The organism is Paraburkholderia sp. RAU2J (assembly GCF_003634845.1).
Classification (GTDB): Bacteria; Pseudomonadota; Gammaproteobacteria; order Burkholderiales; family Burkholderiaceae; genus Paraburkholderia; species Paraburkholderia fynbosensis.
On the sequence record NZ_RBXG01000001.1, the window covers coordinates 3,148,903 to 3,173,759 of the forward strand.

The following is a 24,857-nucleotide window of genomic DNA, read 5'->3' on the forward strand; positions in this document are numbered from 1 at the left end:
GCATCAACTAACGTTTGCGCGGACGGTCGCGCCCCCTGGCGCGTGTCGCGATCCGGTACATTGACGGGCGGGGCCATCCTTGTCGCGGCGTCATGGCCTGTGCAGCGCGGCGGCCACGCGCGCGCGAGCGCCGGTCTTTGCGTCGCGGCAACGTCTGCGCCTTTTCCAACCTCACGCCACCATGAACCGCTCAATGCGGCAGCCACAAAGGACCGACATGACGCCACACGACCTCGCGCACCGCCTCGTCGAAGCACGCCGGCTGCATCGCCCGATCGATGCGCCCACACCCGACAGCCTGCCGCCCGATGCCGCGACCGCGTATGCGATCCAGCAGGCGGTGATCGCGGGTTTAGGCGACTCGACCGGCGCGTGGAAGATCGGCGCAAGAGCGCCGGGCGGAGCCGCCGCGGGGGCGCCAATCCCGGCTTCACTGGTGCTGCCGTCGCCGGCGCGGGTCGCGCATGACGGATTTTTCCGGGTGCTGGTGGAGCTGGAAATCGCTTTCCGTTTCGCCGAGGCGATCGAGCCGCGCGGCCGCGCCTATGCGCGTGACGAGGTACTCTCGAAGGTCGGCGTCGTGCTGCCCGCCATCGAGATCGTCGATAGCCGCTTCAGCGAATGGCCGAATGTCGCCCCGCTCGCGCAATTGGCCGATGCGCAGAACAACGGCGCCCTGATCACCGGCCATCCGCTCGCCTATGCGGGTCTCGCGCGCGGCTTCGATTTCGTTTCACCCGAACTGGAGCTGAGCTTCGACGGCGCCTCGCTGGTGCCCGACGCGACCGGCAACCCGGCAGGCGATCCGCGTGAACTGCTGGTGTGGTTCGTCAACCATTGCGCCGCCATGGGCATTACCATCGAGCCCGAATGGACGCTCACCACCGGTTCGTACGTCGGCGCACACAGGGTGCACCAGCCGGGCATCGTGCGCGGCCATATCGACGGTCTCGGGGAAGTGGAGATTGAACTGACCTGAAGCCATGGCGACGCTGCTCATGTCGCGTGTCATCGTGCATGGCTTGTAACAGTACATTACGACGCCTCATGCTTCATTCAAACGGCTGCCAGGGGCGGCCGTTTTCTTTCTGAACGCATCTGCGCGAGCGGCTTTGCGGTATACGCCTATGAAAACAATTCGTTGCGTTGTCGTGATACAGGCAACGACTCATCGTGTCCCCCGTTGAATGGCGCGGAACCAAATGGTGTCGCGCGTTGACGAACCGCCTGACGATGAATGAGCGCACATGTAACAGTCGCGTGCGTGTGTCGACCGGATGCACGTGCGGTGCGTTGAATGAAAATAATCGACCGGGCATGAAAAACGCATGACGTCTGCGCGTTCAGCAAGAAAGTGTGCGTGCGCAGACAGCATATCCGATGCAGCAGCGAGACCGTGTTGCCACGACGATGAAGTGGAGTCGTGCAGGAGCACTGAGCAGAAGTGCGTGGACCGGAATGCCGACGCATGACCATGAAGACGGGTGCAGCAGGCGCGTCGCATGCGGTCAGAATTGCTGCGATGTGAGTGCAAGATTGTAGGTGGTCGAAATTTGGTTTCCAAGTGATGAATGTTGGGAGGCGGGTACGGCGCGATTTTCGCAACGTAGTTCGTGAAAAAAAATTTAAAAGGGTTTAGGATGAATTCGAGCGATGTCGTTTCCGAATAGCGCGCCGCGCACGACATCGGTCTAGACTTCGGCGAGGAGGTAGCATGGATATCTACAGCAGTTTCGCGACCCGCTTCGAGAAAACGCGAGAAGATGAGCTCTCGCTCGAGGAGTATCTCGCGCTCTGCAAAGACAATCCCGCCGCGTACGCCACGGCTGGCGAACGCATGTTGACGGCAATTGGAGAACCGGAACAGATCGACACTCGCAACGATCCGCGCTTGTCGCGCATCTTCGCGAACAAGGTCATCAAGGTATACCCCGCATTCCGTGAGTTCTACGGAATGGAAGAGGTGATCGAGCAGGTGGTCGCCTACTTCCGGCACTCGGCCCAGGGGCTCGAAGAAAAGAAGCAGATTCTGTATCTGTTGGGCCCGGTCGGCGGCGGTAAATCGTCGATCGCGGAACGTCTCAAGCAGCTCATGGAACGCGTGCCGTTCTACGCGATCAAGGGCTCGCCCGTGAACGAGTCGCCGCTCGGTCTGTTCGACTATGAGGAAGACGGCCCGATTCTCGAAGAACAATATGGCATTCCACGCCGCTACCTGAAAAGCATCCTCAGTCCGTGGGCGGTGAAGCGCCTGCACGAATACAACGGCGACATCCGCAAGTTCCGCGTGGTGCGCCGCTACCCGTCGATTCTTCGCCAGATCGGTATCGCCAAGACCGAGCCGGGCGACGAGAACAATCAGGACATCTCGTCACTGGTCGGCAAGGTCGACATCCGCAAGCTCGAACAGTATGCGCAGGATGACGCGGATGCATACAGCTACTCCGGTGGCCTGTGTCTCGCCAATCAGGGCCTGCTCGAGTTCGTCGAAATGTTCAAGGCGCCGATCAAGGTCCTGCACCCGCTGCTCACGGCGACCCAGGAAGGTAACTTCAAGGGCACGGAAGGCTTCGGCGCGATCCCGTTCGACGGCGTGATCCTCGCGCACTCGAACGAGTCGGAATGGAAGGCGTTCCGCAACAACCGCAACAACGAAGCCCTGCTCGACCGGATCTTCGTCGTGAAGGTGCCGTACTGTCTGCGCTACGGCGAAGAGATCAAAATCTACGAGAAGCTGCTGCGCAATTCGTCGCTGGCCAATGCCGTGTGCGCGCCGGGCACGTTGAAGATGATGGCGCAGATGTCGGTGCTCACGCGTTTGCAGGAGCCGGAAAATTCCAGCCTGTTTTCGAAGATGCAGGTGTATGACGGCGAGAATCTCAAGGACACCGATCCGAAGGCCAAGTCGTATCAGGAGTACCGCGACTTCGCGGGCGTCGATGAAGGGATGACCGGCGTGTCGACCCGCTTCGCGTTCAAGATCCTGTCGCGCGTGTTCAACTTCGACTCGACCGAGGTCGCGGCGAATCCGGTGCACCTGATGTACGTGCTCGAACAGCAGATCGAGCGCGAGCAGTTCCCGCCGGAAACCGAGCAGAAGTATCTGTCCTTCATCAAGGACGTGCTGGCGTCGCGCTATGCGGAGTTCATCGGCAAGGAGATTCAGACCGCGTATCTGGAGTCGTATTCCGAGTATGGTCAAAACATCTTCGATCGCTATGTGACGTACGCGGACTTCTGGATTCAGGATCAGGAGTTCCGCGATCACGACACCGGCGAAAGTTTCGACCGCGCGGCGCTGAACGCCGAACTGGAGAAGATCGAGAAACCCGCGGGCATCAGCAACCCGAAGGACTTCCGCAACGAGATCGTGAACTTCGTGCTGCGTGCGCGTGCTGCCAACGCGGGGAAGAATCCCGCATGGATCAGCTACGAGAAGTTGCGCGTCGTGATCGAAAAGAAGATGTTCTCGAACACGGAAGAACTGCTGCCAGTGATCTCGTTCAACGCGAAGGGCTCGGCGGAAGAGCAACGCAAGCACGAAGACTTCGTCAATCGGATGGTGACGAAGGGCTATACGCCGAAGCAGGTGCGCTTGCTGTGTGACTGGTATCTGCGCGTGCGCAAGTCGTCATGACGGGCGTGGCGTGCCGCCCGCGCGGTGTTGCTGCGCGGGCACCCTGCGAGGCGCAAGCTGCATGGACATAGCGTTGCTGACGCTGCACCAGGCGGCGTGTGTCTCGCGCACCGGAAATTACAGTAGCTGCGTGGGATTGGAGGGAAGTGCTTTGCATGTGACCGGAGTGACGCGCTAACGCGCAAAATCTGGTCGACGGCTAAAGCGCCGACTCCATCGACATGCGCTGCATCGGAGCGGAGTCAGCGCCAAAGCGCTAGCTCCGATCGACAGGGAGACCGGGCGTGCTTCATCAAATCATCGACCGCAGGTTGGCTGGCAAGAACAAGAGCATTGCAAATCGCGAGCGTTTTTTGCGCCGCGTCAAAAACTATATTCGTCGCGCCGTGTCGGAAGCGGTGCGCGACCGCAGCATCAAAGACATCCAGAACACCCAGAGCATCACGATTCCGCGCAAGGACATCGCGGAGCCTTCGTTCCGCCACGGTCCTGGCGGCAAGCGCGAGATGGTGCATCCGGGCAACTCGGACTACATCCGCGGCGACAAGATCCAGCGCCCGCAAGGGGGCGGCGGCGGAGGCGGGGGCAATCAGGCCAGCAACGAAGGCGAAGGTCAGGACGACTTCGTGTTCGAACTGAGCCGTGAAGAGTTCATGCAGTACTTCTTCGACGACCTCGAACTGCCGCGTCTCGTCAAGACCCATCTGATGGCCGTGCCCACGTGGAAAAGCATCCGCGCGGGCTGGGCCGCCGAAGGCACGCCGAACAACATCGACGTGGTCCGTTCGTTGCGCAGTGCGCTCGGCCGGCGCATCGCGCTCGGTGCGCCGCTCGTCAACCAGCTGCACGAAATGGAGCGGCAACTCGAGGTGATGAAGGCCGATCCCGCGGACCGGCGCGAGGAGATCAAACTGCTCGAAGAGGAAATCCATCATCTGCGCGGGCGCATCTGGCGGATCCCCTTCATCGATCCGTTCGATCTGCGCTACGTGAACCGCGTGAAGCAGCCCACGCCGTCGAGCCAGGCGGTGATGTTCTGTCTGATGGATGTATCCGGTTCGATGGACGAGCAGCGCAAGGATCTCGCCAAGCGCTTCTTCATCCTGCTGTATCTGTTCCTCAAGCGTAACTACGAGAAGATCGAAGTGGTCTTCATCCGTCACCACACGCGCGCCGAGGAAGTCGACGAAGACACGTTCTTCCATTCGACCGAAAGCGGCGGCACGGTGGTGTCGAGCGCGCTCGAACTGATGCAGAAGGTGATGGACGAGCGCTACTCGCCGACTGAATGGAACATTTACGGGGCGCAGGCGTCGGACGGCGACAACTGGACCGATGACTCGCCCAAGTGCCGCAAGATACTCGCGGATGACATCCTGGAGAAGGTGCGCTATTTTGCGTATATTCAGGTCACACCGGAAGAGCAGAACCTGTGGCTCGAATATGCGCAGCTGGCGCTGAGCCAGCCGCACATGGCGATGAAGAAGGTCGAAACCGCGGCCGACATTTATCCGGTGTTTCGCGAGCTGTTTGAAAAGCAGGTGGCCTCCTCATGACGGACAAGCACTTGCACAACGAAGCGCGCGGCTATCAGCCGGAGCGCGGGAAAGGCGTGCCGCAGCAACAGTCGGGGCATGCCAAGGCCGAGGCGGACCATGCTGGCGCCGCCGCAGCCGGAGCACTCGACAGCGCCGCAGCACGGGGACACACCGGAACGCCCACTGAGGGGCAAAGGGAAGTCCGTATGAACGTAGCCGATAGACGGCCTCTGCCGTGCCCGTCCGACTGGACCTTCGAATTGATCGAAGAGTACGACTCGCATATTGCCCGTGTTGCAGAGCAATATGAACTCGACGTGTATCCGATCCAGCTCGAACTCATCAGCGCCGAACAGATGATGGATGCGTACGCGTCCGTCGGTATGCCGGTGAACTACCGTCACTGGTCGTTCGGCAAACACTTTCTCTCCACCGAAAAAAGCTACCGTCGCGGGCAGATGGGGCTGGCGTATGAGATCGTCATCAATTCCAATCCCTGCATCGCGTATCTGATGGAAGAGAACACGATGACGATGCAGGCGCTCGTCATCGCGCACGCGGCCTACGGGCACAACTCGTTCTTCAAGGGCAACTATCTGTTCCGGCTGTGGACGGATGCGCATGCGATCATCGACTACCTCGTCTACGCGAAGAACTACATCGCCGAGTGCGAGGAGCGCTTCGGGCTCGACCGCGTCGAGGAGCTGCTCGATTCCTGTCATGCATTGATGAATTACGGGGTGGACCGGTACAAGCGTCCGCAGAAGCTGTCGCTCCAGAAGGAGTTCGCCGCGCGCCGCGAACGCGAAGCCTATCTGCAATCGCAGGTAAACGAACTGTGGCGCACGCTGCCCACGCGCCATACGCCGCTGCCCGAGGAGATCGAGGAACGCTATCCGCCGGAGCCGCAGGAAAATCTGCTGTATTTCGCGGAGAAAAACGCGCCGCTGCTGGAGCCGTGGGAGCGCGAGGTGATCCGCATCGTGCGCAAGGTCGGTCAGTACTTCTACCCGCAACGGCAGACCCAGGTGATGAACGAAGGCTGGGCGACCTTCTGGCACTACACGCTGCTCAACACGATGTACAACCAGGGCAAGCTGGAAGACGGCTTCATGATGGAGTTTCTCCATTCGCACAGCAACGTGGTCTATCAGCCGCCGGTGACGAAGCCGTATTACAGCGGCATCAATCCGTACGCGCTCGGCTTTTCGATGATGAGCGACATCCGCCGCATCTGCGAATCGCCTACTGAAGAAGACCGCAGATGGTTTCCGGAACTGGCCGGCAGCCCGTGGCTGCAGGCGATGCACTATGCGATGCGCAACTTCAAGGACGAGAGCTTCGTCGCGCAGTATCTGTCGCCGCATCTGATCCGGGAAATGCGGTTGTTCTCGGTGCTCGACGACGACATGCGCGATGCGCTCGAAGTGTCGGCGATTCATGACGACAGCGGCTATCAGTACGTGCGCCAGGCGTTGTCGCGGCAGTACGACATGCATCATCGGGAGCCGAACATCCAGGTGTGGGCGGTCAACACGCGTGGCGACCGAAGCCTTACGCTGCGACACTTCATGAGCGACAACCGGCATCTGTCGTCCGATAGCGACGAGGTGCTCAAGCACATGGCGCGCTTGTGGCAGTTCGACGTGTTTCTCGAAAGCGTCGACGAGAACGGCACCGTGCGCAAGCGCTACGAGTGCCGGTATGTGCCGCCCATTGTGAGAGTGTGAAATAGGCGGGATTGACGGCCGGTCGAAACGCCGTTCGATGTCTGCTCCGAGGCCCTCGACAGTCGCCAGACTGCCGGGGGCTTTTCTCATTCGAGGCCCCGCCGAGCGGCGCGCCGGCGCACTCGTCCAGCCATACGCGGAACCTCGTCAGAAGATTGACTACAAATACCCATCTACCCCTTGCAATTCTGTAAAATTCGCGCACGCGCGCGGCGAGCACCTCACGGCGCACGTTGTGGAGGCGGCGACACGACCGCCATCTTCGTTTCAAGACAAGGACAGACACCAACAATGACCGACCTAACCGACCAATCCGTGGCCTCGGCTCACGACACACGGCGCCGCATCTTCGCGATCGTTGGCGCCTCATCGGGCAATCTCGTCGAGTGGTTCGACTTTTACGTCTATTCGTTCACCGCGCTGTATTTCGCGCCAGCCTTCTTCCCGAGCGGCAACACCACCACTCAATTGCTCAACACGGCGGGCGTGTTCGCGGCGGGCTTCCTGATGCGTCCGATCGGCGGCTGGTTCTTCGGCCGTCTCGCCGACAAACACGGCCGCCGCACCGCGATGATGATATCGGTGTTCATGATGTGCGGCGGCTCGCTCGTGATCGCGATGCTGCCCACGTACGCGCAGATCGGCGCGCTGGCGCCGGCGCTGCTTTTGGTCGCGCGGCTGTTCCAGGGCCTCTCGGTGGGCGGCGAATACGGCACCAGTGCGACCTACATGAGTGAGGTTGCGCTCAAGGGCCGGCGCGGTTTCTTCGCGTCGTTCCAGTACGTGACGCTGATCGGCGGTCAGTTGTGCGCGTTGCTGGTGATCGTGATCCTGCAGCAGACGCTGTCGCCAGCGGAAATCAAGGCGTGGGGCTGGCGCGTGCCGTTCGTGATCGGCGCGATCGCCGCGTTGATCGCGCTGTATCTGCGTAGATCGCTCGACGAAACCACCACCGCCGCGACGCGTCAGCGCAAGGAAGCCGGCACGCTGCGCGGCCTGTGGGTGCACAAGGGCGCGTTCATGACGGTGCTCGGCTTCACGGCCGGCGGCTCGCTGATTTTCTACACCTTCACGACCTACATGCAGAAGTACCTCGTCAACACGGCGGGCATGCAAACGAAAACGGCGAGCTCGGTGATGACCGCGGCGCTGTTCGTCTACATGCTGATGCAGCCGGTGTTCGGCGCGCTGTCGGACCGCATCGGCCGGCGTCGTTCGATGCTGCTGTTTGGCCTCTTCGCGACGATCGGCACCGTGCCGCTGCTGCATGCGCTCAAAGACGTGACGAGCCCGTATGCGGCGTTCGGCTTCGTCGTGCTGGCGCTCGCGATCGTCAGCTTCTATACGTCCATCAGCGGCCTGATCAAGGCGGAAATGTTTCCGCCGGAAGTGCGCGCGCTCGGCGTGGGCCTGTCGTACGCAGTGGCCAACGCGATCTTCGGCGGCTCTGCGGAATATGTGGCGTTGTGGCTGAAGTCGGTCGGTGTCGAGACGATGTTCTTCTGGTACGTCACGGTCATGTGCGCGATCGCCGGCATCGTGGCGCTGCGGATGCGCGATCCGTCGACGGAAGGGTACTTGCGTCACGAACCTTGAGCATCCACGGGATGCCAAAGCCGCGCTCGGAAGTGAGCGGTTGAAGAACGGCGGCATGGGGCGACCCGGCCGCCGTTTTTATTGCATGAACGAAGCGCCGGGCGACGCGCTCAACTTACGACGATCTCCGTGCCCCATGCATGCAACAGATCGCGCAGCGTCTCCGCGTGCGCCATCTTCGCGCCGCTGCGCAAATGAATCTGCAGCGCGCGGCCCGCGATGCCGTCGACGGGCTGTGCGAGCCACAACTCCACCGCAGGCCCAATCCTTCCGGCTGATCGACGACCACCGGTTCGATCACGCGCGGCTTGAAACAGGCACTGTCCGACACGGCGAATCACCTCCGGGCTGATGACGGTTCGAGTCGTCGTAATCAGCACCGTGCGCCGGACCAAGCAACAAATACGCGATTGCTAAGCAGAGGATGCTTAGCAGGAGATGCGCTGATGACCGCGGCGCCGCGCAACCGATGCGCGATCGCCACGCCAGCGCCTGCGCACCGCGGATCACACCGGCTCGGATCGATCTGTCACGAGTTCGTCGACGAGCTCCTTGACGACGGCCGCCGGATCGGCCGCCACCGCGGGCGCGGCAGCCACGGCGGCCGCCGCAGCCGCTGCAACGGCCTGTTGCCGCGCGCTCAGCGACGCGCGTGCAAGCATCAGCAGGTGATAGTAGAACCGCGCGCTGAGCCCATAGTTGTACGCGTACAGATGGGCGAGCGCGATCTTCAGACCGCGCAACGCCTGGCGGTTGCGCGCATGAACCGACACGACGATCGGCGCTAGGCGCCGCAGCGCGAGCTTGCGCGACGGCTCCAGTTGCGGCGGTAGTGGCAACGCCTTCACGAACGCATACGCGCTGACCGTCGCCGCGACCGCGGTACCGCGCGTGCTATGCGAGATCGAGTTCGCCGTCTTGCGATACACCGACACATATTCGTGCAGATAGAACACCTCGCGCGCCGCGAGACAGAGCTCGGTGCCGAACACGAAATCGCAGCACGCGCCGTACTGATCCTTGTAGCCGATCCGCTTCACCAGACGGGCGTCGGCCATCCAGCCGTTGTTCGGGAACATCTGGATCAGACCGGTTTTGCCCGGCAGCGGCTGCAAGCCTTCGGCGTCCTTTGTGCGCCGGAACGCCGCGTTCAGCCGCGCGCTCGCGTCGACGTCGACGGCGCCGCCGTGGTCGGCTTCGTACTGGTCGCCGAAAGCGGCATCGAGTTGCGGATGGCGTGTCCACAGCGACACGAGTTTTTCGACGCCGTCGGTGGTGAGCAGATCGTCATCGTGGATCAGCAGGATCTTGTCGCCGCTCGCGCGCTCGGCCAGGCTCGCGACGTTGCGCGCCTGGCCGAGCGGCGGCTGATTCAGGGTGTAGCGCACGCGCGGCTCCTGGCCATAGCGGGCCGCGATCAGTTGCTGGGTGCCGGTGTCCTTCGAATCGTCGCCGATCACGATTTCCAGATTGCCGTAGCTCTGCGCGAGGCACGAATCGATGCAATCGGCGATCAGCTCAGGGCGATTGCAGGTCGGCAAACAGATCGAGACTTTGGCGAGAGGGGGAGAAGCCGGGGAGATGGACATGGGCGTCGCCTTTTTTTATGGATTAAGGGGCGGCAGCCGGTTCGCGTGACGGGCGTATCGCTGCAAGCAGAAAAATAGTCCATCGCGCCAAAAAAATATTCGGTAAAAATCAGGAAGAAATGTTTGCCTTCCGAAAGGCGGTGAAAGGGAAAAATTTACGCGGCTTCACTGCCGGACTACAGCAAAGCCGCTTGAAAAAATGTGCTTATTTTTAACTGACCGACGGCTCGCCCTCGCCGGGCTTCTTGCCGGGACGGTCCGCGGGAGACTGGTCGCGGCCCTCGTCGTGGCGTTCGGGCAGCTTGCTCTTTTCGTTATCGCTGTGCTTGACCGGCTGCGGGTGCTCGATGTCGGCCGGTTTGCCCGCTGCATGTTCCTTGGTGTCGCTCATTGCCGCTCTCCTGGGTGAAAGACAGCTTTGCTGCAGCAAGGCGCAGGCCCGCTGCCGCATTGTTGCTCTATGCAGCCGCGTCGCGCGGTGCACCGCCCGTCAGCGAAACGATGAATTCGAGGAACGCCCGTACCTTGGCCGGCGGATGATGCCGCGACGGATACAGCGCGTACAGCGGATACACCTCGTCGCCCCATTCGGGAAACAGCTCGACCAGCTTGCCGCTCGCGAGCAACGACTCCGCGCCGAGCGATAGAATCTGCGCGACGCCCTGGCCCGCCGTGCACACGCTATGCAACGTCCCTACGTCGTTCACGGTCAGGCGGCCTTGCGGCGTAATCACGAGCTTCTTGCGGCCGCGATGAAACTCCCATGCGAACGGATAGCCGCTCAGGGGATCGCGAAACTTGATGCACACATGCTGGCCGCTTTCGAGTTCGGACGGGCTTGCCGGATGTCCATGCTTCTTCAGATACGATGGCGCCGCCACCGTCAGAATGCGCGTGTCCAGCAGCTTGCGAGCGATCAGCGTCGACACCGGCGGATCGCCGAAGCGGATCGCGAGATCGAAACCGTCGGCGACCATATCGCCCAACTGGTCGCGCGTGATCAGTTCGAGTTGCAGATCGGGATGCCTGTCGATAAATCCACCCAGGCGCGGTCCGAGCACGAGTCGCGAAAAGAACGGGTCCATGTTCACGCGCAGGCGTCCGCGTACGGCGGTCGCGCCTAGGGCGGCGGAAGCCGCCGCTTCTTCGAGGCCGCCGAGCAGCGGCACGATCTGTTCATAGAAGCGCCGGCCTTCGTCGGTGAGCATGACCGAGCGCGTGGTGCGGTCGAACAGGCGGATGCCCAGGCGCGCTTCGAGCCGCGCGACCGAGCGGCTCACCCCGGATTGCGACATGTCGAGCGCTTCGCCGGCCGCCGCAAAACTGCCGCAATCGACGATCGCCGTGAGCACGCCCATGCCGTTCAGCATGCGCTCGTCAAATGGCATGTGAATTTCCTTTTGTTATGACTAATGGACGACATGCTAACGCGAAATTCTGTTGGAATTTATCCCCTCGTGCAGGGGCGTAAGGCTTGTCCAGCCCAATCGATGAGTGCATGTCATGAATGCAATGATGGCCGCGCTGTGGCGTCAGTCGCGCTGCCGCCGTTGATCGGCGCGAGCGCAACCGGAAAACGCGACGGCATGCATTTCTCGCTATGCGGTGGGCATATTTTGCAGCGGCTACAGGGAGTGCAGCGTGTCGACGCCGTGCAGGAGCACGTCGTTCAGGCGCGCGATGCCTTTGCGGGTATCCATCCGTTTGCCGCCTGGAGGGCGGAGGGTGATCGCAATGCGCCGGACCTACACAATCAGATCAGCCCGGCCAGTTGCGGCGACATGCGCCACGTGTTGCTGAACCGACGGCGATCGACAGGAGGCCGCAGGCAATCAGGAAGAACGAGACAGAGAACAGAAAACGCCTCAACGTCCGGCGCTCTGCGCCGCCTGTCCCCGCACGACGCGCGTGCCGGACGGGTCGTCGAGATGACGGAACACCCACGCCGACAGCAGCGTAATCACGCCGACGCACACGAAGGCGAGGCGAAACCCCAGCGCGCCCGAGCCCGATTGCGCCGAGAACAGATTCACCAGTCCGCCGCCGATCGACACCCCTAGCCCGATCGCCAGCATCTGCACCATCGAAAAGAGGCTGTTGCCGCTGCCCGCGTCTTCGTGCGAGAGGTCCTTGAGCGTGACGCTGTTCATCGCAGCGAACTGCATCGAGTTGGCCGCGCCGAACACGGCCAGAATCGCGATCTCGATCACAAGCGGCGTGCCGCGCGAGATCGACGCGAAGCCGACGATCGCCGATCCGACGATGATGGTATTGACCAGCAGGAACGTGTCGTAACCGTAGCGGCGCACGAGCGGCGCAATCCAGCGTTTGGCGAGCGTGCCGGCAAGCGCGGCGGGAAGCATCATCAGGCCCGAGTGCAGCGGCGAATAGCCCAGTTGCAGTTGCAACAGCAAGGGCACGAGAAACGGCACGGCGCTCGAACCTACCCGGCACACGAGGTTGCCGATCAGTCCCACGCTGAAGTTCGGCTCGCCGAAGAGCGACAGCTTGAAGAGCGGATCGCGCCGCGACCGGGCGTACGGAATGTAGGCGAGCGCGCTGGCGACGGCAAGCGCGAACAGTCCCGCCGACCAGGCCGCGCGATGCGAGGGAACCGGCGCGTCGATGGCAAGCGAAAACGCGATCATGCACAGCGACAGCAAACCGCAGCCGATGAAATCGAACGGCGGCGCCTGGGCGGTGTCGTGCGACGGCAAAAACCGCTGCACCGCATACAGACCGGCCGCGCCGATCGGCACGTTGATCAGGAATATCCAGTGCCACGTGATCGCCTGCACGAACCAGCCGCCGAGCGTCGGTCCGGCGATCGGCCCGAGCTGCCCGGCAATCGAAATGAACGCGAGCGCCGACACGTACTGCTCGCCCGACACGCTGCGCAGCACGGCGAGCCGGCCGATCGGCAGCAGCATCGAGCCGCCGAGACCTTGCAGCACCCGCGCGAGCACCAGTTGACCTAACGTGTGCGCGCTCGCGCAGCAGACCGAGCCGAGCACGAACACGAGAATCGCGACGAAGTAGACACGCCGCGTGCCGAAGCGGTCGGCGAGCCAGCCGGAGGCGGGCGTGAGCATCGCCATGGTGAGCGTGTAGGCGACGACGATCGGTTGCATCGCGAGGGGCGCGACGTGCAGGCTGTTGGCGATCGATGGCAAGGCGGTGTTGACGATCGTCGTGTCGAGCGACTGCATGAAAAAACCGGCGGCGACGATCCAGAGCAGCGCGGTGTGGGCGGAATCCTTGGTCATCTTTTTTCCACGGACGAAGCGGGCTGAGGGCGCTCGCGCGAGGCAATCATGGGGGGAATCCCGTCATCATATTGACATCGTCGTCAATCGGGAACCCCACTAGGGACGCTGACTGTTATCGACTTAGCCGATAAGCAGCGCGACAATGCCGCATGCTCAATCCCATCTGGCTCAAGACCTTCGCGACCGTCGCCGCCTGTCACAGCTTTACCGAAGCGGGGCGGCGGCTGAACCTGACGCAGTCGAGCGTCAGTGAACACATCCGGCGGCTCGAAGAGAGCGTGGGCCGGCGCCTCTTCGTGCGTGACACCCATTCGCTCGCGATGACCCCGGACGGCGAGGCGATGCTCGCGCACGCCAGCGTGATCCTGCAGGCGCTCGCGCGGGCCGAGTCGCAGTTTCGCGCGCCGCGTCTCAAAGGCCGCGTGCGCCTCGGCTCCTCGGACGACGTCGCGCTCGGGCCGCTGCCCACGGTGCTGGCGGCGTTCCGCGACGCGCATCCCGATGTCGAGCTGGAAATCACCATCGGCATGACCGGCAAGCTGTACGAGTTGCTGGACGCGGGGTCGATCGATCTGCTGGTCGGCAAGCGGCGGCTCGGCGACCGGCGCGGCGTGCCGCTTTTCACGGGGCGGCTGGAGTGGCTCGCGCGCGTCGGCACGCTGGTCGATCTGAGCCAGCCGCTGCCGCTGATTCTCGTCGCCGAGCCGAGCGTGACGCGCGCGGTCGTGCTCGACGCGCTCGCCGAGGCGGGCTTCAGCTGGCAAGTGGTCTGCACGAGCAGCAGCCACTCGGGCTGTATCGCCGCCGCGCGCGGCGGACTCGGTATTACGGTGCGTCCGCAGTACCTGGCCGCACGCGGACTGGCGCCGCCGCTGAATGCGGCCGGTCTGCCGGCCTTGCCGTCGGTAGAGTTCATCGCGCTGGCGGCAAAACGGCTCAGCCGCCCGGCCGGCACGCTGCTGCAATTGCTGCATGACAGTGATCTGCGCGGGTCGTGGATCGGCGAATGACGACGCAGGCGGGCGCGCCCGGGTGTTGGACGGTGCGGGCGGTGCGGCTCTGCTTCGGCGTGCGAGAACGCCGCCCTCATCCTTGAGCGTCCTCGATCTCAAGCGTCGAGTTCGCGGAGTCGACTGCGCGCGTGGAAAGCGGCGCGGGCCTCGTCGACGAAGCCGGCGGCACGATGCAGGAAATCAAAGCCGCGATCGGGCGTGTCGCGCGTATCGTCGGCGAGATCGCGGCGGCGTCGAAAGCGCAGAGCGAAGGTATCCGCCAGGTGAGCCTCGCCGTCACGCAGATGGACGAGGTCACGCAGCACAATGCGGCGCTCGTCGAGGAAAGCGCCGCGACCGCGAACTCGCTCGCGGATCAGGCGCGGCAGTTGAGCGAACTGACCGCGGCCTTCAAGGTCGTGAACGAGGCGGCGCCGCGCGAACCGTCGTTCTGAATCTCGCCGTCGCAGAGATGCAGCGACGCAGCGACGCAGCGATATAGCGACGTTCAGACAACCGCCGCTTCAGCCCGGCAGCTTGCGAAACGAAATCGCAAAGCGGTTCCACGCATTGATCGCCGACACCAGCAGCGTCAGGTCGACCAGTTCCTCGTCGCTGAAGTGCGGGCGCACCACGTTCCACACGGCGTCGGGCACCTGCTCTTGCGACACCAGCGTCAGCGCCTCGGTCCATTCGAGCGCGGCGCGTTCGCGGTCCGTGAAGAACGGCGTTTCGCGCCACACCACCACGGTCGCGAGACGGCGCTCGGTTTCGCCGCCTTTGCGGGCATCGGCCGTGTGCATGTCGACGCAGTACGCACAGCCGTTAATTTGCGAGGCGCGCAGACGCACCAGTTCGATCAGCGATTTTTCGAGCGCCGATTTGCCGATGCGTTCTTCGACGCCGATCAACGCCTTGATCGCGGCGGGGTTGGCTTGGTAGAAGTCGAGACGTTGTTCCATGGTTCACTCCAGAGTCGGGTTGGACGCATTCCGTGATGCGATGGAGGTAGCTTAGTCGCACGACTGGATTCTAAAAATGACCGATTCTGGTTATTTTCAGGTAACCACTTGAGACGGACGCGAGCGCGCCGCGGCTACCTGCCGAGCGTCCTTACCCGCTGTAATGACATCGTTGCCGGGCCCCGGTCGATTCGGTATGGTGGTTCATCGACTATCCGGAGAGAGCCCCATGACGTCCGCCGCAGATTCCCTTCCGCCGCCGTTGCGCACCGACGTGCTGATTGTCGGCGCCGGACCCGTCGGCCTGTTTGCGGCTTTCGAGGCGGGCGTGATCGGCTTGTCCTGCCAGATCGTCGATGCGCTCGACAAGATCGGCGGCCAGTGCACCGAACTCTATCCCGACAAGCCCATCTACGATATCCCGGCGATTGCGTCGTGCACGGCGCGCGAACTGGTCGAGCGTTTGATGGCGCAATGCAAGCCGTTCGATGCGCCGATCTATCTCGAGCAGCGGGTCGAGTCGGTCGAGCAGCGCGACGACGGGCGCTGGACCGTGCGCACGAATCGCGGGCTCGTCTTCGACGCCGCGGCGATTCTGCTGGCGGCGGGCAACGGCGCGTTCGTGCCGCAAAAACTGACGCTGCCCGAGGCCGCGCCGCTGGAATCGCGTCACGTGCATTACAGCGTGCCGCGCCTCGCCGATTTCGCTGGCAAGAACGTGGTGGTGGCCGGCGGCGGCGACTCGGCGCTCGACTGGGCGCTCGCCTTGCGCGAGGTCGCGCGGCGCGTGACGCTGGTGCACCGGCGCAGCGGTTTCAGCGCGGCCGATTCGAGCGTCGCGACGATGCGGCGCGCGGTGGAGGCGGGCGAGATGGACTTCATCGTCGGCGCGATCGCGGGGCTCACGGTCGAAGGCGATGCGCTGAAGTCGTTGACGTTGCGGCATATCGAAGGCGAGACGCAACTCGAGGCCGACCACCTCGTCGCGCTGTACGGCCTGGTTGCCGATCTCGGCCCGATCGCGCAGTGGGGGCTGACGATTCACGGCGGGCGCATCGACGTCGATACGTCCAACTACGAAAGCTCGCGGCCGGGCATCTTCGCGGCCGGCGATCTCGCCAACTATCCGAACAAGCAGAAGCTGATTCTGTCGGGCTTTCACGAGGCGTCGCTGGCGCTGCGCAAGGCGTATGCGTACGCGTATCCCGAGAAGAAGCGGGTGCACGTGCATTCCAGCTACGACGCGAAGCTGGCAGAGAAGCTCGGCGCGGCTAGCTAAGCGGGCGGTCGTCGGACTGACGGCGCGCGTGGTTTCGCGCAGTGAGCACAGGCAACGAGAGCCTGTCGTGATCGACACGTCACGACAGACTCTTTCTTAACCACCGACCCAGGTCGATGTGATGCAGGCCTTACTTACCCTCGGGCTGACTGGCGGCGGCCGCGGCGCTCGCGGCCTTGTCTTTTTTCTTTGCTTCATGGTGGCCGATCGCGCAGCCGGCCGCCGCGCCTGCGACGCCATGATCTCCGGCAACGTGACCGGCGACGCCGCCCACGACCGCGCCTTTGGTGCAGCCTTCGGCGTGCGCGGGGAGATGGGCGAGGGCGAGCGCCGTGGCGCAGGCGAGGGTGGTAAAGACGCGTTTCATTGGGGCTCCTGTTCGTTGTGATGAGGCGATGCCGGGAGGCCGCCGCTGCGGCAACCGGTGTGGTCATCGGCACGGCAGAAGTAGCAAGCGCGGGGCCCGGCAGCCGCGCGTCCCGCCGATGCCACGAGGCGCCCGCGCGTGAGCGGCGCATACACTGATCAGGTGAAACCATGAGCCCGGACGCGCGCCGTGTGCGGTGTATCCTTTGAGCGGAATCCCCTATACTTTCGCGTCATGACTCAGCTTGATATGCATTCCTCCCTCGACACCAGCAAGCCTGAGCGGGACCTGGCTGCAACGGCCGCCGGCCTCGATTACTGGATGCTCGTGCAGGCAATCGAGGACTACGCGATCTTCCTGCTCGATGCGACCGGGCACATCGTCAGCTGGAACGCAGGTGCGCAGAAACTGAAGGGCTACGCGGCGCAAGAGATCATCGGTCAGCATTTCTCGCGTTTCTATACCGAGGAAGCCGTGGCGCGCGGCTGGCCGGCCTACGAACTGCAACAGGCGTCGCTGACCGGCCGCTTCGAGGACGAAGGCTGGCGGGTGCGCAAGGACGGCACCACTTTCTGGTCGAACGTCGTGATCACGGCGATCCGCAACGAGGCGGGCATCCTCACGGGCTTCGCGAAGATCACGCGCGACCTCACCGCGCAACGCGAGTACATGGAAGCATTGCGGCAAAGCGAGGAGCGCTTCCGTCTGCTGGTCGACAACGTCAAGGACTATGCGATCTTCATGCTCGACCCGCAAGGCTATGTGGTGAGCTGGAATACGGGCGCCGCGCGGATCAAGGGCTATACGCGCGAGGAAATCATCGGCAAGCATTTCTCGCTGTTCTATTTGCCGGAGGATGCGGCGGCGGGCAAGCCCGCGCGCGAACTGGCCATCGCACGGCAGCTCGGTCGCGTCGAAGACGAAGGCTGGCGCGTGCGCAAGGACGGCACGACCTTCTGGGCCAACGTCAACATCACGGCGGTACACGATGAATCGAACCGCTTGCGCGGTTTCGCCAAGGTCACGCGCGATCTGACCGAGCGGCGTCAGCGCGAAGAACTGGAGCGCTCGGGCGAGCGCATGCGCGAGTTTCTCGCGACCCTCGCGCACGAATTGCGCAATCCGCTTGCCCCGGTGCGCAACGCCGTCGGCGTGATGCAACTCGAGACCGGGCTGACTCCCACGCTGCTGCGTGCGCGCGATCTGATCGACCGGCAGGTTACACACCTGACGCGGCTGGTGGACGACCTGCTCGATGTCGGCCGGATCATGTCGAACAAGGTCGAACTGCGCCTTGCGCGCGTCGATCTGGGCGAACTGGTGACGCGCGCGGTCGAAGCGGCGCGGCCGTTCACCGATGCCCAGGAGCAACAGGTGGTATCGCATCTGCCGTACGAATCGGTGTCGCTGCGCGGCGACATGACGCGACTCGTGCAGGTGCTGCAAAACCTGCTGCACAACGCGTCGAAATTCTCACCGCCTGGTAGCCGCATCGACATCGCGGGCCGCGTCGAGCAGCGCATGGCAGTGCTCGAAGTGCGCGACTCGGGATGCGGCATTCCGCTCGGCTCGCTCGACAGGATCTTCGAACTGTTCGCGCAGGAAAAGGACTGCCGGAATTTGGGCGAAGGCGGGCTCGGCATCGGTCTCACGCTGTGCAAATCGCTCGTCGACATGCACGGCGGCAGCATCATCGCGAGCAGCGGCGGGCCCGGCTGCGGCAGTACGTTCACGCTGAGTCTGCCGCTCGCCACGGCGCCGTCCGACGGGCCGGCCAACGAAGCGGATGCGGCCGCGTCCGAGATGACGCCGCTGCGGATTCTGCTGGTCGACGACAACCACGACTCCGCCGACAGTCTCGCGATGCTGCTTGAACTGAAAGGCCATGAAGTGCGCATCGCGTACGAGGGCGAGCAGGCGCTGCAGATCGCGCCTCGTTTCGTGCCTCACCTTGCCGTGATCGACATTGCGATGCCGAAGATGGATGGGTATGCGACGCTCGCGGCCTTGCGTCAAATGCCTGAGCTTGCCGGGACGATGTACGCCGCGATGACCGGCTTCGGCCATGCAAGCGATCGCGACCGGACACGCGAGGCCGGTTTTCACGCGCATCTGGTGAAGCCGGTGGAACTCGCGCTGTTCGATACGCTGCTCGCGCAGGTCGAAGCGCGGCGCGGTGCCGGCTGACGTTGCATCGTCGGCTGGGTCATCGTCTCAACGACTCGCTCCTGCCGCAACGGTGCGCGGACATGCGCAGCACCATCTTTCCTGTTTCCTGATTTTCCTGAAACTCAGCGATGTGACCGGGCGTTCGGCGCCTGAGGCACGTCACTTGCTACGTGTCTGCAAAGGCAGCGGCCGGCCAACGTCCGCGCGCAGCAGATTCAACAGTTCCAGGGAGGCAGAATGCTCGATACGCGTGCCCAGAGGGCGAGTGTGCCCGGCGTCAGTGCGCGGCGCTCGCCGGGGCCGGGCGCAAGCGGGGGCCGTGACTCGCATCCGACAACACAGGCGCAGTGCCGTACGCAGCCCGACCGGGAAACTGCCGCCTCGCTTGAAGAATTTCTGCACACCACGCGTTTCGATCCCAACGACCCCGCCGCGCTCGGCGATATGTTGCGCGCCCTGGTCGACTGCGGCTATGATCGCGCGCCTTTGCTGCCGTTGCCCGGGCATGGCCAGACGCTGGAGCGCTGGCGCGCGCTGGCGGCGGTGGCCGCGTGCGATCTCGGCCTCGTCAAACTGTTCGAAGGCCACACCGACGCGCTCGCGATCCTCGCCGAACTGCATGGCCCCACGCCACCGGCGGCGAGCCGCTGGGCCGTCTGGGCCGCCGAGCCGCCCGATGCACGGGTACAGGCGGTCAATACGGTTAAAGTAGGAATCCGAAGCGATGAAGGGCAGGTTCGATTGACCGGCACCAAGGCCTGGTGTTCGGGCGCGGGAAGCGTCAGCCATGCGCTCGTGACCGCATGGCTGGATGAGGCGCCGGTGCTGGTTGCCGTCGCGATGGATCAGGCATCGATCGCGATCGATACGTCGAAGTGGCAGGCGGTCGGCATGCAGGCCACCGCGAGTGCCGACGTTCGCTTCGATGGCACGCACGCCACGCTGGTCGGCGCGCCGCATGCGTATGTGCGCCGACCAGGCTTCTGGCACGGCGGCGCAGGCATTGCAGCGTGCTGGTACGGCGCGGCGGCGCAGATCGGCCGGACGTTGCGCGACGCGAGCGCGCAGCGCGCCGATCCGCATCGCCTTGCGCACCTCGGTGCGGTCGAGGTCGCATTGCAAGCGGCGGCTGCCGTATTGCGCGAGAGCGCCGCCCATATCGATGCGAATCCTCTTGCGGATGCGCAACGTGAAGCGATGCGCGCGCGCCTCGTCGTCGAAGAAGCGGCAACGGCGGTGATGCATCACGCGACGCGCACGCTCGGCGCGGGGCCGTTGTGCCGCGATGCGCGCTTCGCACGCGCACTCGCGGATTTGCCCGTGTTTCTGCGCCAAAGTCACGCCGAGCGCGATCTCGCGGCGCTCGGAGAACTGGTTGCCTCGGCCCATCGCGACGACGCCCCGATGTACGGAGGAGATACGCCGTGGACACTCTGATCCCCTGCCCGGAGGGTCGTTGAGATGAACTCGACGGCGCTGTACTTCGATCATCTCTACCAGCACAGCGACGACCCGTGGAATCTGCGCGAAGGCTGGTATGAACGCCGCAAGCGTTCGCTCACGCTCGCCTTGCTGCCCCGCCCACGCTATCGGAATGCGTTCGAACCCGGCTGCGCGAACGGCGAATTGACTGTCGAACTCGCGACGCGCTGCGACACGCTGCTCGCCGCCGATCTGCACGAGCGGGCCGTGGCGCTCGCGCGCGAGCGTGTGGCCGGTGCGCCGCAAGTCCGTGTCGAACAGCGCACGGTGCCGCGTGAATGGCCGACCGAAGCGGGGCCGTTCGATCTGATCGTCATCAGCGAATTCGCGTATTACCTCGATGCAGCCGAGCTGGAAACGCTGGCCGCGCGGATCGCCGCGTCGCTGACGACGGACGGCACGCTGCTCGCCTGTCACTGGCGCCGGCCCTTCGCCGAAGCGCTCGAATCCGCCGACGCCGCGCATGCGTTGTTCGATGCGCGCTGCGGCCTGTCGCGTCTCGCGCATCACGACGAAGCCGATCTGCTGATCGACGTCTGGTCGCGCGACGCACGTTCGGTAGCGCAACGCGAGGGGCTCCTATGATCGGCGTGGTCGTTCCGGCTCATAACGAAGAGGCGTTGCTGGCGCCTTGCCTCGCGGCGCTGATCGAAGCGTCGCGCCACGAGGACCTCGCGGGCGAGGCGGTGCGCATCGTCGTCGTGCTCGACGCGTGCAGTGATTTTTCGGGCGCGATCGCGCGGGCGTACGGCATCGAAACGCTGACGCTGAAGGTGCGCAACGTCGGCATCGCGCGTGCGAGCGGCGCCGATTTGCTGCTCGCGGACGGCGCCCGCTGGCTCGCGTTTACCGATGCCGACAGCCGTGTGTCGCCGGGCTGGCTCGTCGCGCAGCTCGCACTCGACGCGGACGCGGTGTGCGGCTCGATCGCGGTCGACGACTGGAGCGCGCATCCGCACAGCGTGCGCGAATACTTTCGCAAGACCTATGTGGATGCCGATGGCCATCGGCACATTCATGGCGCGAATCTCGGCGTGTCGGCCGATGCTTACCGGCGCGCCGGCGGCTTTCCGCCGTTGAAATGCAGCGAAGACGTCGCCCTCGTCGACCGGTTGATTGCGATCGGCGCGCACATCGCGTGGAGCGCCGCGCCGCGCGTGATCACGAGTGCACGGGCAGCGGCTCGCGCGCACGGCGGCTTCGGCGATACGCTGGTGGCGTGGGCCGCCGCTGGGTAGCGCGCCCGACGCGTTCGTGCGGCGCGCCGGATTTGCTTCGGATACCAGAAGATCTAGACGGCGGCACGCCGCGAGGAGGGCGACATGATGGACGCGATCTTCATTCTGTTCGGCGAGGGCAGGAATCTCGACCCTTTGCAGATGGGCATGCGCTCGATCGTCGTGTTCGTGATCGCGCTCGTGCTGATCAGGGTGTCGGGCCGGCGCTCGTTCGGGCAACGCTCGCCGTTCGATTCGGTCGTGGTGATCCTGCTCGGCGCGACGCTGAGCCGGGCGATCGTCGGCGCGTCGCCGTTCATCGCGACGATGGTGGCGTCGTTCGCAATCGTCGCGTGCCATCGTGTGCTGGCGTGGGCCTGCATGCGCTCGCGCAGGTTCGAGCGGCTGGTGGGCGGCGTCGAACGTGAGGTGTTCAGCAACGGCCGGTTCAACCCGCGCGAGATGGACGCCGCGTTGATATCGACCACGGATGTCGAGGAAAGCGTGCGGCAGAAAACCGGCTCACGCTCGATGGACGACGTGGCCGCGGCGATTCTCGAACGCAATGGCGAAGTGAGCGTGATCCGCAAGAGCGCGTGAAAAACCGCTTGGGCAAAGGCGCGGCGTTCAGCCCCGGCCACCCCGCGCGATCTCTTCGCCGGCGCTGCGCGGCATGCGCAGCGTGACCGGAATCGATGCGAACGAGCACAGGCCGACTACGAGGAACGCGGGCCAGAAATCCGACCACATGATGCTCGGGTGGCCATGCAGCATCCGTGACAACTGCAGCACGATACCGCCCACCGTTACGCCGAGGCCAAGCGACATCTGCTGCACGACGCTGCCGAGACTCGTCGCGCGCCCCACGTCGCGGCTGGCGATCTCCGCATAGGTCAGCGAGTTCAGACTCGTGAACTGCAGCGCGGGGAAGAAGCCGCCGAGCAACACGACGACCCAGATGATCCATGTCGGTGTGCTCGGGAAAAACAGCCCGCATGCCGCGATCGAGAGTCCCGACAGCGCCGCGTTGACCACCAGCACCGAACGGAAGCCGAAGCGGCGCAGCACGCCGGAGGCGACCGTGCGCATGAACATGCCGCCGAACGCGGACGCGCAGGTGATCAGGCCGGATTGGAACGCGCTCATGCCGTGGCCTTCCTGCAGCATCAGCGGCAACAGAAACGGCAGGGCGCCCAACCCAATACGAAACAGTGAGCCGCCCAGCACGCTCGCCTGGAACGTCGGCACCTTGAAAAAGCGCAGGTCCAGCAGCGGAAGTTTGACGCGCTGCGCGTAGGCGACGTAGACCACGAGCAGCACGGCGCCGACTGCGCACATGCCGAACGCGTCGGCGTTGGCAATCAGTTCGCCGCCCACCAATGACAGGCCGAGCAGAAGCAGCACCGCGCCCGCGGCGGACAAAAGAAAACCGATCCAGTCGAGCGGGCCCGGGTGCGGCTCGCGCGTGTTGGCGATGTACTTGTTGGTCAGATAGATGCCGAGCATGCCGATCGGCACATTGATGAAGAAGATCAGGCGCCAGTGCAGATAAGTGGTGATGAAGCCGCCGAGCAGCGGGCCGGCCGCCGGGCCGAGCATCGCGGGTACGCTCAGATAGTTCATCGCGCGGATGAAGTCGGTTTTGTGCACTACGCGAAAGATGATGATCCGCCCGACCGGCACCATCATGGCGCCGCCGACACCCTGCACGAAGCGCGCGAGCGTAAAGGTGGCGAGCGAATTCGACGCCGCGCACAGCAGCGAGCCGGTGACGAAGATGCCGATCGCGGTACGGAAGATCGTGCGTGCGCCGAACCGGTCGGCCAGCCAGCCGCACACGGGGATGAACACGCCGAGTCCGAGCACGTAGCTCGTCACGGCGATTTTCAGCGTGACCGGATCGCGCCCGAAGTCGCGCGCCATGGCCGGCAGCGCGGTGACGATCACGTTGGCATCGACGCTTTCCATGAACATCGCACACGCGACGATAAGGGGCGCAATCAGAGCTTTTTCGGCGACGGTCATGAAGACGGGCTGCGGCGGACGGTCGCAGGCAAAGGGGTCATTATTGCATCCGTTTGGTGCGGATGGTTAATAGTCGGACTATTGATGGTGCCCTTTTTACCCTATCGGCCCCAGCAGGTGTGACCGTGGCGCAACAGCGGCGCGGCATTTTTAAAGTTGTTGCAGTGCGGCAGGAGAACGTTATAATCGGGTTGTTACCTAGGTATAAACCCTATACAGGAGTCCGCCATGAACACCGCTTCCAACGCCGTCGCCCGTACTACTCCCGCTGCCACCACGCTGTTCGGCAAACTGCGCGCGCTGGCGCTGCATGCGCTGAACCTGCATCTGCAAAACTGCGCAGTGATGGCAGAAGCTTACCGCCGCCCGCTGTAAGAACGGCGCTGCGCGCCGCCTTTGCCACGAAGGGCGGGCGGGGCGCGAGAGAGCGCTGATCTGACGAATACGCGGAAATCGCGTTTTCAGATCGTTTGAGGCGACGCTCAGCCGTCGCTCATCGCAGCCGCCCGCTTGGGATAGCGGGCGTTGTGCTATCTAGGCCGGACATAGCCACGGGTCAGCCACGGGTCAGCCACGGGCCTAGGCCTAAGGGCCCGATGCGCGATTCGCTCGGGCCGTGTGGCGCTTGCAACGCGCATCCAGCCGCGTGCAGATGCGTTTTATTCGTCGGCACTGCTGTTCGACACCGCCGCCCGCTTCCTGGTCGCTCGCGTCGACAGGCTGCACATCAGCAGCACCATCGACACCAGTCCGACCAGATAAATCCCGGCCATTGCCCAATCCTGTTCCGCCATCATCGTTCTCCTTCAAATACAGAAACTCACACGGCAAATCTGCTGTATTTCGCCGCGCCATTGCTTGCGATTACGGCACGGGGAGAGAAAAGCTTGATGTTGCAAACTGTTGTTTGAAAACCGTTCCGACAAAAACGGCGAGGAACGCGGGGAATTACCGGTTATAGGGCAGGGTTAACGTTTAACGGCCACACCCCTGTGCGCAAGGGGC

The 24,857-nt window shown here is 63.8% G+C and carries 21 protein-coding genes and 2 pseudogenes; 14 read left to right on the plus strand and 9 right to left on the minus strand.

What is annotated here, in order from left to right; genetic code table 11:
• Positions 1-217: 217 nt before the first annotated feature.
• From B0G69_RS14400 to B0G69_RS14425, 5 genes are all read left to right on the plus strand, one after another.
• Complete coding sequence (locus B0G69_RS14400) at positions 218-979, plus strand: hydratase (protein WP_121317931.1); 762 nt, start codon at positions 218-220, stop codon at positions 977-979.
• Between the two features lie 735 nt (positions 980-1,714).
• Positions 1,715-3,637: a PrkA family serine protein kinase gene (locus B0G69_RS14410; protein ID WP_121317935.1), complete on the plus strand. Its 1,923-nt coding sequence runs from the start codon at positions 1,715-1,717 to the stop codon at positions 3,635-3,637.
• A 284-nt stretch (positions 3,638-3,921) separates the two neighbouring features.
• Complete coding sequence (locus tag B0G69_RS14415) at positions 3,922-5,193, plus strand: YeaH/YhbH family protein (RefSeq protein WP_121317937.1); 1,272 nt, start codon at positions 3,922-3,924, stop codon at positions 5,191-5,193.
• Positions 5,190-6,905 (plus strand): SpoVR family protein, encoded by a 1,716-nt coding sequence (locus B0G69_RS14420; protein WP_121317939.1) that lies wholly within the window; start codon positions 5,190-5,192, stop codon positions 6,903-6,905. The genes B0G69_RS14415 and B0G69_RS14420 overlap by 4 nt, the downstream gene beginning before the upstream one ends.
• 291 nt (positions 6,906-7,196) lie before the next feature.
• A complete protein-coding gene (locus B0G69_RS14425) occupies positions 7,197-8,501 on the plus strand; it encodes an MFS family transporter (protein ID WP_121317942.1) in 1,305 nt (434 codons plus the stop codon).
• Between the two features lie 110 nt (positions 8,502-8,611).
• Here the strand turns inward: B0G69_RS14425 and B0G69_RS14430 are convergent.
• From B0G69_RS14430 to B0G69_RS14450, 5 genes and pseudogenes are all read right to left on the minus strand, one after another.
• Positions 8,612-8,832: pseudogene (locus B0G69_RS14430) on the minus strand (hypothetical protein).
• A gap of 175 nt (positions 8,833-9,007) precedes the next feature.
• The gene (locus tag B0G69_RS14435) at positions 9,008-10,090 is read right to left on the minus strand and encodes a glycosyltransferase family 2 protein (RefSeq protein ID WP_121317944.1); all 1,083 of its coding nucleotides are present in this window, start codon (positions 10,088-10,090) and stop codon (positions 9,008-9,010) included.
• 211 nt (positions 10,091-10,301) lie between these two features.
• Positions 10,302-10,481: a hypothetical protein gene (locus B0G69_RS14440; RefSeq protein ID WP_121317946.1), complete on the minus strand. Its 180-nt coding sequence runs from the start codon at positions 10,479-10,481 to the stop codon at positions 10,302-10,304.
• Positions 10,482-10,548: 67 nt separating this feature from the next.
• A complete protein-coding gene (locus B0G69_RS14445) occupies positions 10,549-11,478 on the minus strand; it encodes a LysR family transcriptional regulator (RefSeq protein WP_121317948.1) in 930 nt (309 codons plus the stop codon).
• Positions 11,479-11,955: 477 nt separating this feature from the next.
• Positions 11,956-13,356: a DHA2 family efflux MFS transporter permease subunit gene (locus tag B0G69_RS14450; RefSeq protein WP_121317950.1), complete on the minus strand. Its 1,401-nt coding sequence runs from the start codon at positions 13,354-13,356 to the stop codon at positions 11,956-11,958.
• A gap of 152 nt (positions 13,357-13,508) precedes the next feature.
• Here B0G69_RS14450 and B0G69_RS14455 point away from each other — a divergent pair, with 152 nt between their 5' ends.
• Together B0G69_RS14455 and B0G69_RS14460 are read left to right on the plus strand one after the other, a co-directional pair.
• Complete coding sequence (locus tag B0G69_RS14455; protein ID WP_121317952.1) at positions 13,509-14,369, plus strand: LysR family transcriptional regulator; 861 nt, start codon at positions 13,509-13,511, stop codon at positions 14,367-14,369.
• 113 nt (positions 14,370-14,482) lie between these two features.
• Positions 14,483-14,806: pseudogene (locus B0G69_RS14460) on the plus strand (methyl-accepting chemotaxis protein); the annotation flags it as partial.
• Positions 14,807-14,875: 69 nt separating this feature from the next.
• On the opposite strand, the gene B0G69_RS14465 reads toward B0G69_RS14460, so the two are convergent.
• A complete protein-coding gene (locus tag B0G69_RS14465) occupies positions 14,876-15,313 on the minus strand; it encodes a carboxymuconolactone decarboxylase family protein (RefSeq protein WP_121317954.1) in 438 nt (145 codons plus the stop codon).
• A 229-nt stretch (positions 15,314-15,542) separates the two neighbouring features.
• On the opposite strand from B0G69_RS14465, the gene B0G69_RS14470 reads away from it, so the two are divergent.
• On the plus strand, positions 15,543-16,592 hold the full coding sequence (locus tag B0G69_RS14470; RefSeq protein WP_121317956.1) for an NAD(P)/FAD-dependent oxidoreductase: 1,050 nt from the start codon (positions 15,543-15,545) through the stop codon (positions 16,590-16,592).
• A gap of 130 nt (positions 16,593-16,722) precedes the next feature.
• Here B0G69_RS14470 and B0G69_RS14475 read toward each other — a convergent pair whose 3' ends face one another.
• Positions 16,723-16,959, minus strand: a complete 237-nt coding sequence (locus B0G69_RS14475; RefSeq protein ID WP_121317958.1) for a hypothetical protein — start codon at positions 16,957-16,959, stop codon at positions 16,723-16,725.
• Between the two features lie 234 nt (positions 16,960-17,193).
• Between B0G69_RS14475 and B0G69_RS14480 the strand changes: the two genes are divergently transcribed.
• The 5 genes from B0G69_RS14480 to B0G69_RS14500 all read left to right on the plus strand — a co-directional run bounded on the left by B0G69_RS14480 (position 17,194) and on the right by B0G69_RS14500 (position 22,427).
• Positions 17,194-19,146: a PAS domain S-box protein gene (locus B0G69_RS14480; protein WP_121317960.1), complete on the plus strand. Its 1,953-nt coding sequence runs from the start codon at positions 17,194-17,196 to the stop codon at positions 19,144-19,146.
• A 219-nt stretch (positions 19,147-19,365) separates the two neighbouring features.
• Entirely contained in the window at positions 19,366-20,565 is a 1,200-nt protein-coding gene (locus B0G69_RS14485; RefSeq protein WP_199731210.1) for an acyl-CoA dehydrogenase family protein, read from the plus strand.
• 24 nt (positions 20,566-20,589) lie between these two features.
• The gene (locus B0G69_RS14490; RefSeq protein ID WP_121317962.1) at positions 20,590-21,195 is read left to right on the plus strand and encodes an SAM-dependent methyltransferase; all 606 of its coding nucleotides are present in this window, start codon (positions 20,590-20,592) and stop codon (positions 21,193-21,195) included.
• Positions 21,192-21,848, plus strand: coding sequence for a glycosyltransferase (locus B0G69_RS14495; protein ID WP_121317964.1), 657 nt, complete (start codon positions 21,192-21,194; stop codon positions 21,846-21,848). The genes B0G69_RS14490 and B0G69_RS14495 overlap by 4 nt, the downstream gene beginning before the upstream one ends.
• 84 nt (positions 21,849-21,932) lie before the next feature.
• Positions 21,933-22,427, plus strand: a complete 495-nt coding sequence (locus B0G69_RS14500; protein WP_121317966.1) for a YetF domain-containing protein — start codon at positions 21,933-21,935, stop codon at positions 22,425-22,427.
• 27 nt (positions 22,428-22,454) lie between these two features.
• Here B0G69_RS14500 and B0G69_RS14505 read toward each other — a convergent pair whose 3' ends face one another.
• The gene (locus B0G69_RS14505) at positions 22,455-23,852 is read right to left on the minus strand and encodes an MFS transporter (protein WP_121317968.1); all 1,398 of its coding nucleotides are present in this window, start codon (positions 23,850-23,852) and stop codon (positions 22,455-22,457) included.
• A 228-nt stretch (positions 23,853-24,080) separates the two neighbouring features.
• Here B0G69_RS14505 and B0G69_RS41405 point away from each other — a divergent pair, with 228 nt between their 5' ends.
• On the plus strand, positions 24,081-24,227 hold the full coding sequence (locus B0G69_RS41405) for a hypothetical protein (protein WP_175165537.1): 147 nt from the start codon (positions 24,081-24,083) through the stop codon (positions 24,225-24,227).
• Between the two features lie 284 nt (positions 24,228-24,511).
• Here B0G69_RS41405 and B0G69_RS41410 read toward each other — a convergent pair whose 3' ends face one another.
• Positions 24,512-24,649 carry a hypothetical protein gene (locus tag B0G69_RS41410; protein WP_199731281.1) on the minus strand — a complete coding sequence of 46 codons (138 nt, stop codon included), beginning with the start codon at positions 24,647-24,649 and terminating at the stop codon, positions 24,512-24,514.
• Between the last annotated feature and the right edge of the window lie 208 nt (positions 24,650-24,857).

Bases quoted from the DNA above. Each gene is read 5' to 3' on its own strand.
- B0G69_RS14400 (WP_121317931.1), top strand. From the start codon at position 218: ATGACGCCACACGACCTCGCGCACCGCCTCGTCGAAGCACGCCGGCTG.
- B0G69_RS14410 (WP_121317935.1), top strand. From the start codon at position 1,715: ATGGATATCTACAGCAGTTTCGCGACCCGCTTCGAGAAAACGCGAGAA.
- B0G69_RS14420 (WP_121317939.1), top strand. From the start codon at position 5,190: ATGACGGACAAGCACTTGCACAACGAAGCGCGCGGCTATCAGCCGGAG.
- B0G69_RS14425 (WP_121317942.1), top strand. From the start codon at position 7,197: ATGACCGACCTAACCGACCAATCCGTGGCCTCGGCTCACGACACACGG.
- B0G69_RS14435 (WP_121317944.1), bottom strand. From the start codon at position 10,090: ATGTCCATCTCCCCGGCTTCTCCCCCTCTCGCCAAAGTCTCGATCTGT.
- B0G69_RS14440 (WP_121317946.1), bottom strand. From the start codon at position 10,481: ATGAGCGACACCAAGGAACATGCAGCGGGCAAACCGGCCGACATCGAG.
- B0G69_RS14445 (WP_121317948.1), bottom strand. From the start codon at position 11,478: ATGCCATTTGACGAGCGCATGCTGAACGGCATGGGCGTGCTCACGGCG.
- B0G69_RS14450 (WP_121317950.1), bottom strand. From the start codon at position 13,356: ATGACCAAGGATTCCGCCCACACCGCGCTGCTCTGGATCGTCGCCGCC.
- B0G69_RS14455 (WP_121317952.1), top strand. From the start codon at position 13,509: ATGCTCAATCCCATCTGGCTCAAGACCTTCGCGACCGTCGCCGCCTGT.
- B0G69_RS14465 (WP_121317954.1), bottom strand. From the start codon at position 15,313: ATGGAACAACGTCTCGACTTCTACCAAGCCAACCCCGCCGCGATCAAG.
- B0G69_RS14470 (WP_121317956.1), top strand. From the start codon at position 15,543: ATGACGTCCGCCGCAGATTCCCTTCCGCCGCCGTTGCGCACCGACGTG.
- B0G69_RS14475 (WP_121317958.1), bottom strand. From the start codon at position 16,959: ATGAAACGCGTCTTTACCACCCTCGCCTGCGCCACGGCGCTCGCCCTC.
- B0G69_RS14480 (WP_121317960.1), top strand. From the start codon at position 17,194: ATGACTCAGCTTGATATGCATTCCTCCCTCGACACCAGCAAGCCTGAG.
- B0G69_RS14485 (WP_199731210.1), top strand. From the start codon at position 19,366: ATGCTCGATACGCGTGCCCAGAGGGCGAGTGTGCCCGGCGTCAGTGCG.
- B0G69_RS14490 (WP_121317962.1), top strand. From the start codon at position 20,590: ATGAACTCGACGGCGCTGTACTTCGATCATCTCTACCAGCACAGCGAC.
- B0G69_RS14495 (WP_121317964.1), top strand. From the start codon at position 21,192: ATGATCGGCGTGGTCGTTCCGGCTCATAACGAAGAGGCGTTGCTGGCG.
- B0G69_RS14500 (WP_121317966.1), top strand. From the start codon at position 21,933: ATGATGGACGCGATCTTCATTCTGTTCGGCGAGGGCAGGAATCTCGAC.
- B0G69_RS14505 (WP_121317968.1), bottom strand. From the start codon at position 23,852: ATGACCGTCGCCGAAAAAGCTCTGATTGCGCCCCTTATCGTCGCGTGT.
- B0G69_RS41405 (WP_175165537.1), top strand. From the start codon at position 24,081: ATGAACACCGCTTCCAACGCCGTCGCCCGTACTACTCCCGCTGCCACC.
- B0G69_RS41410 (WP_199731281.1), bottom strand. From the start codon at position 24,649: ATGATGGCGGAACAGGATTGGGCAATGGCCGGGATTTATCTGGTCGGA.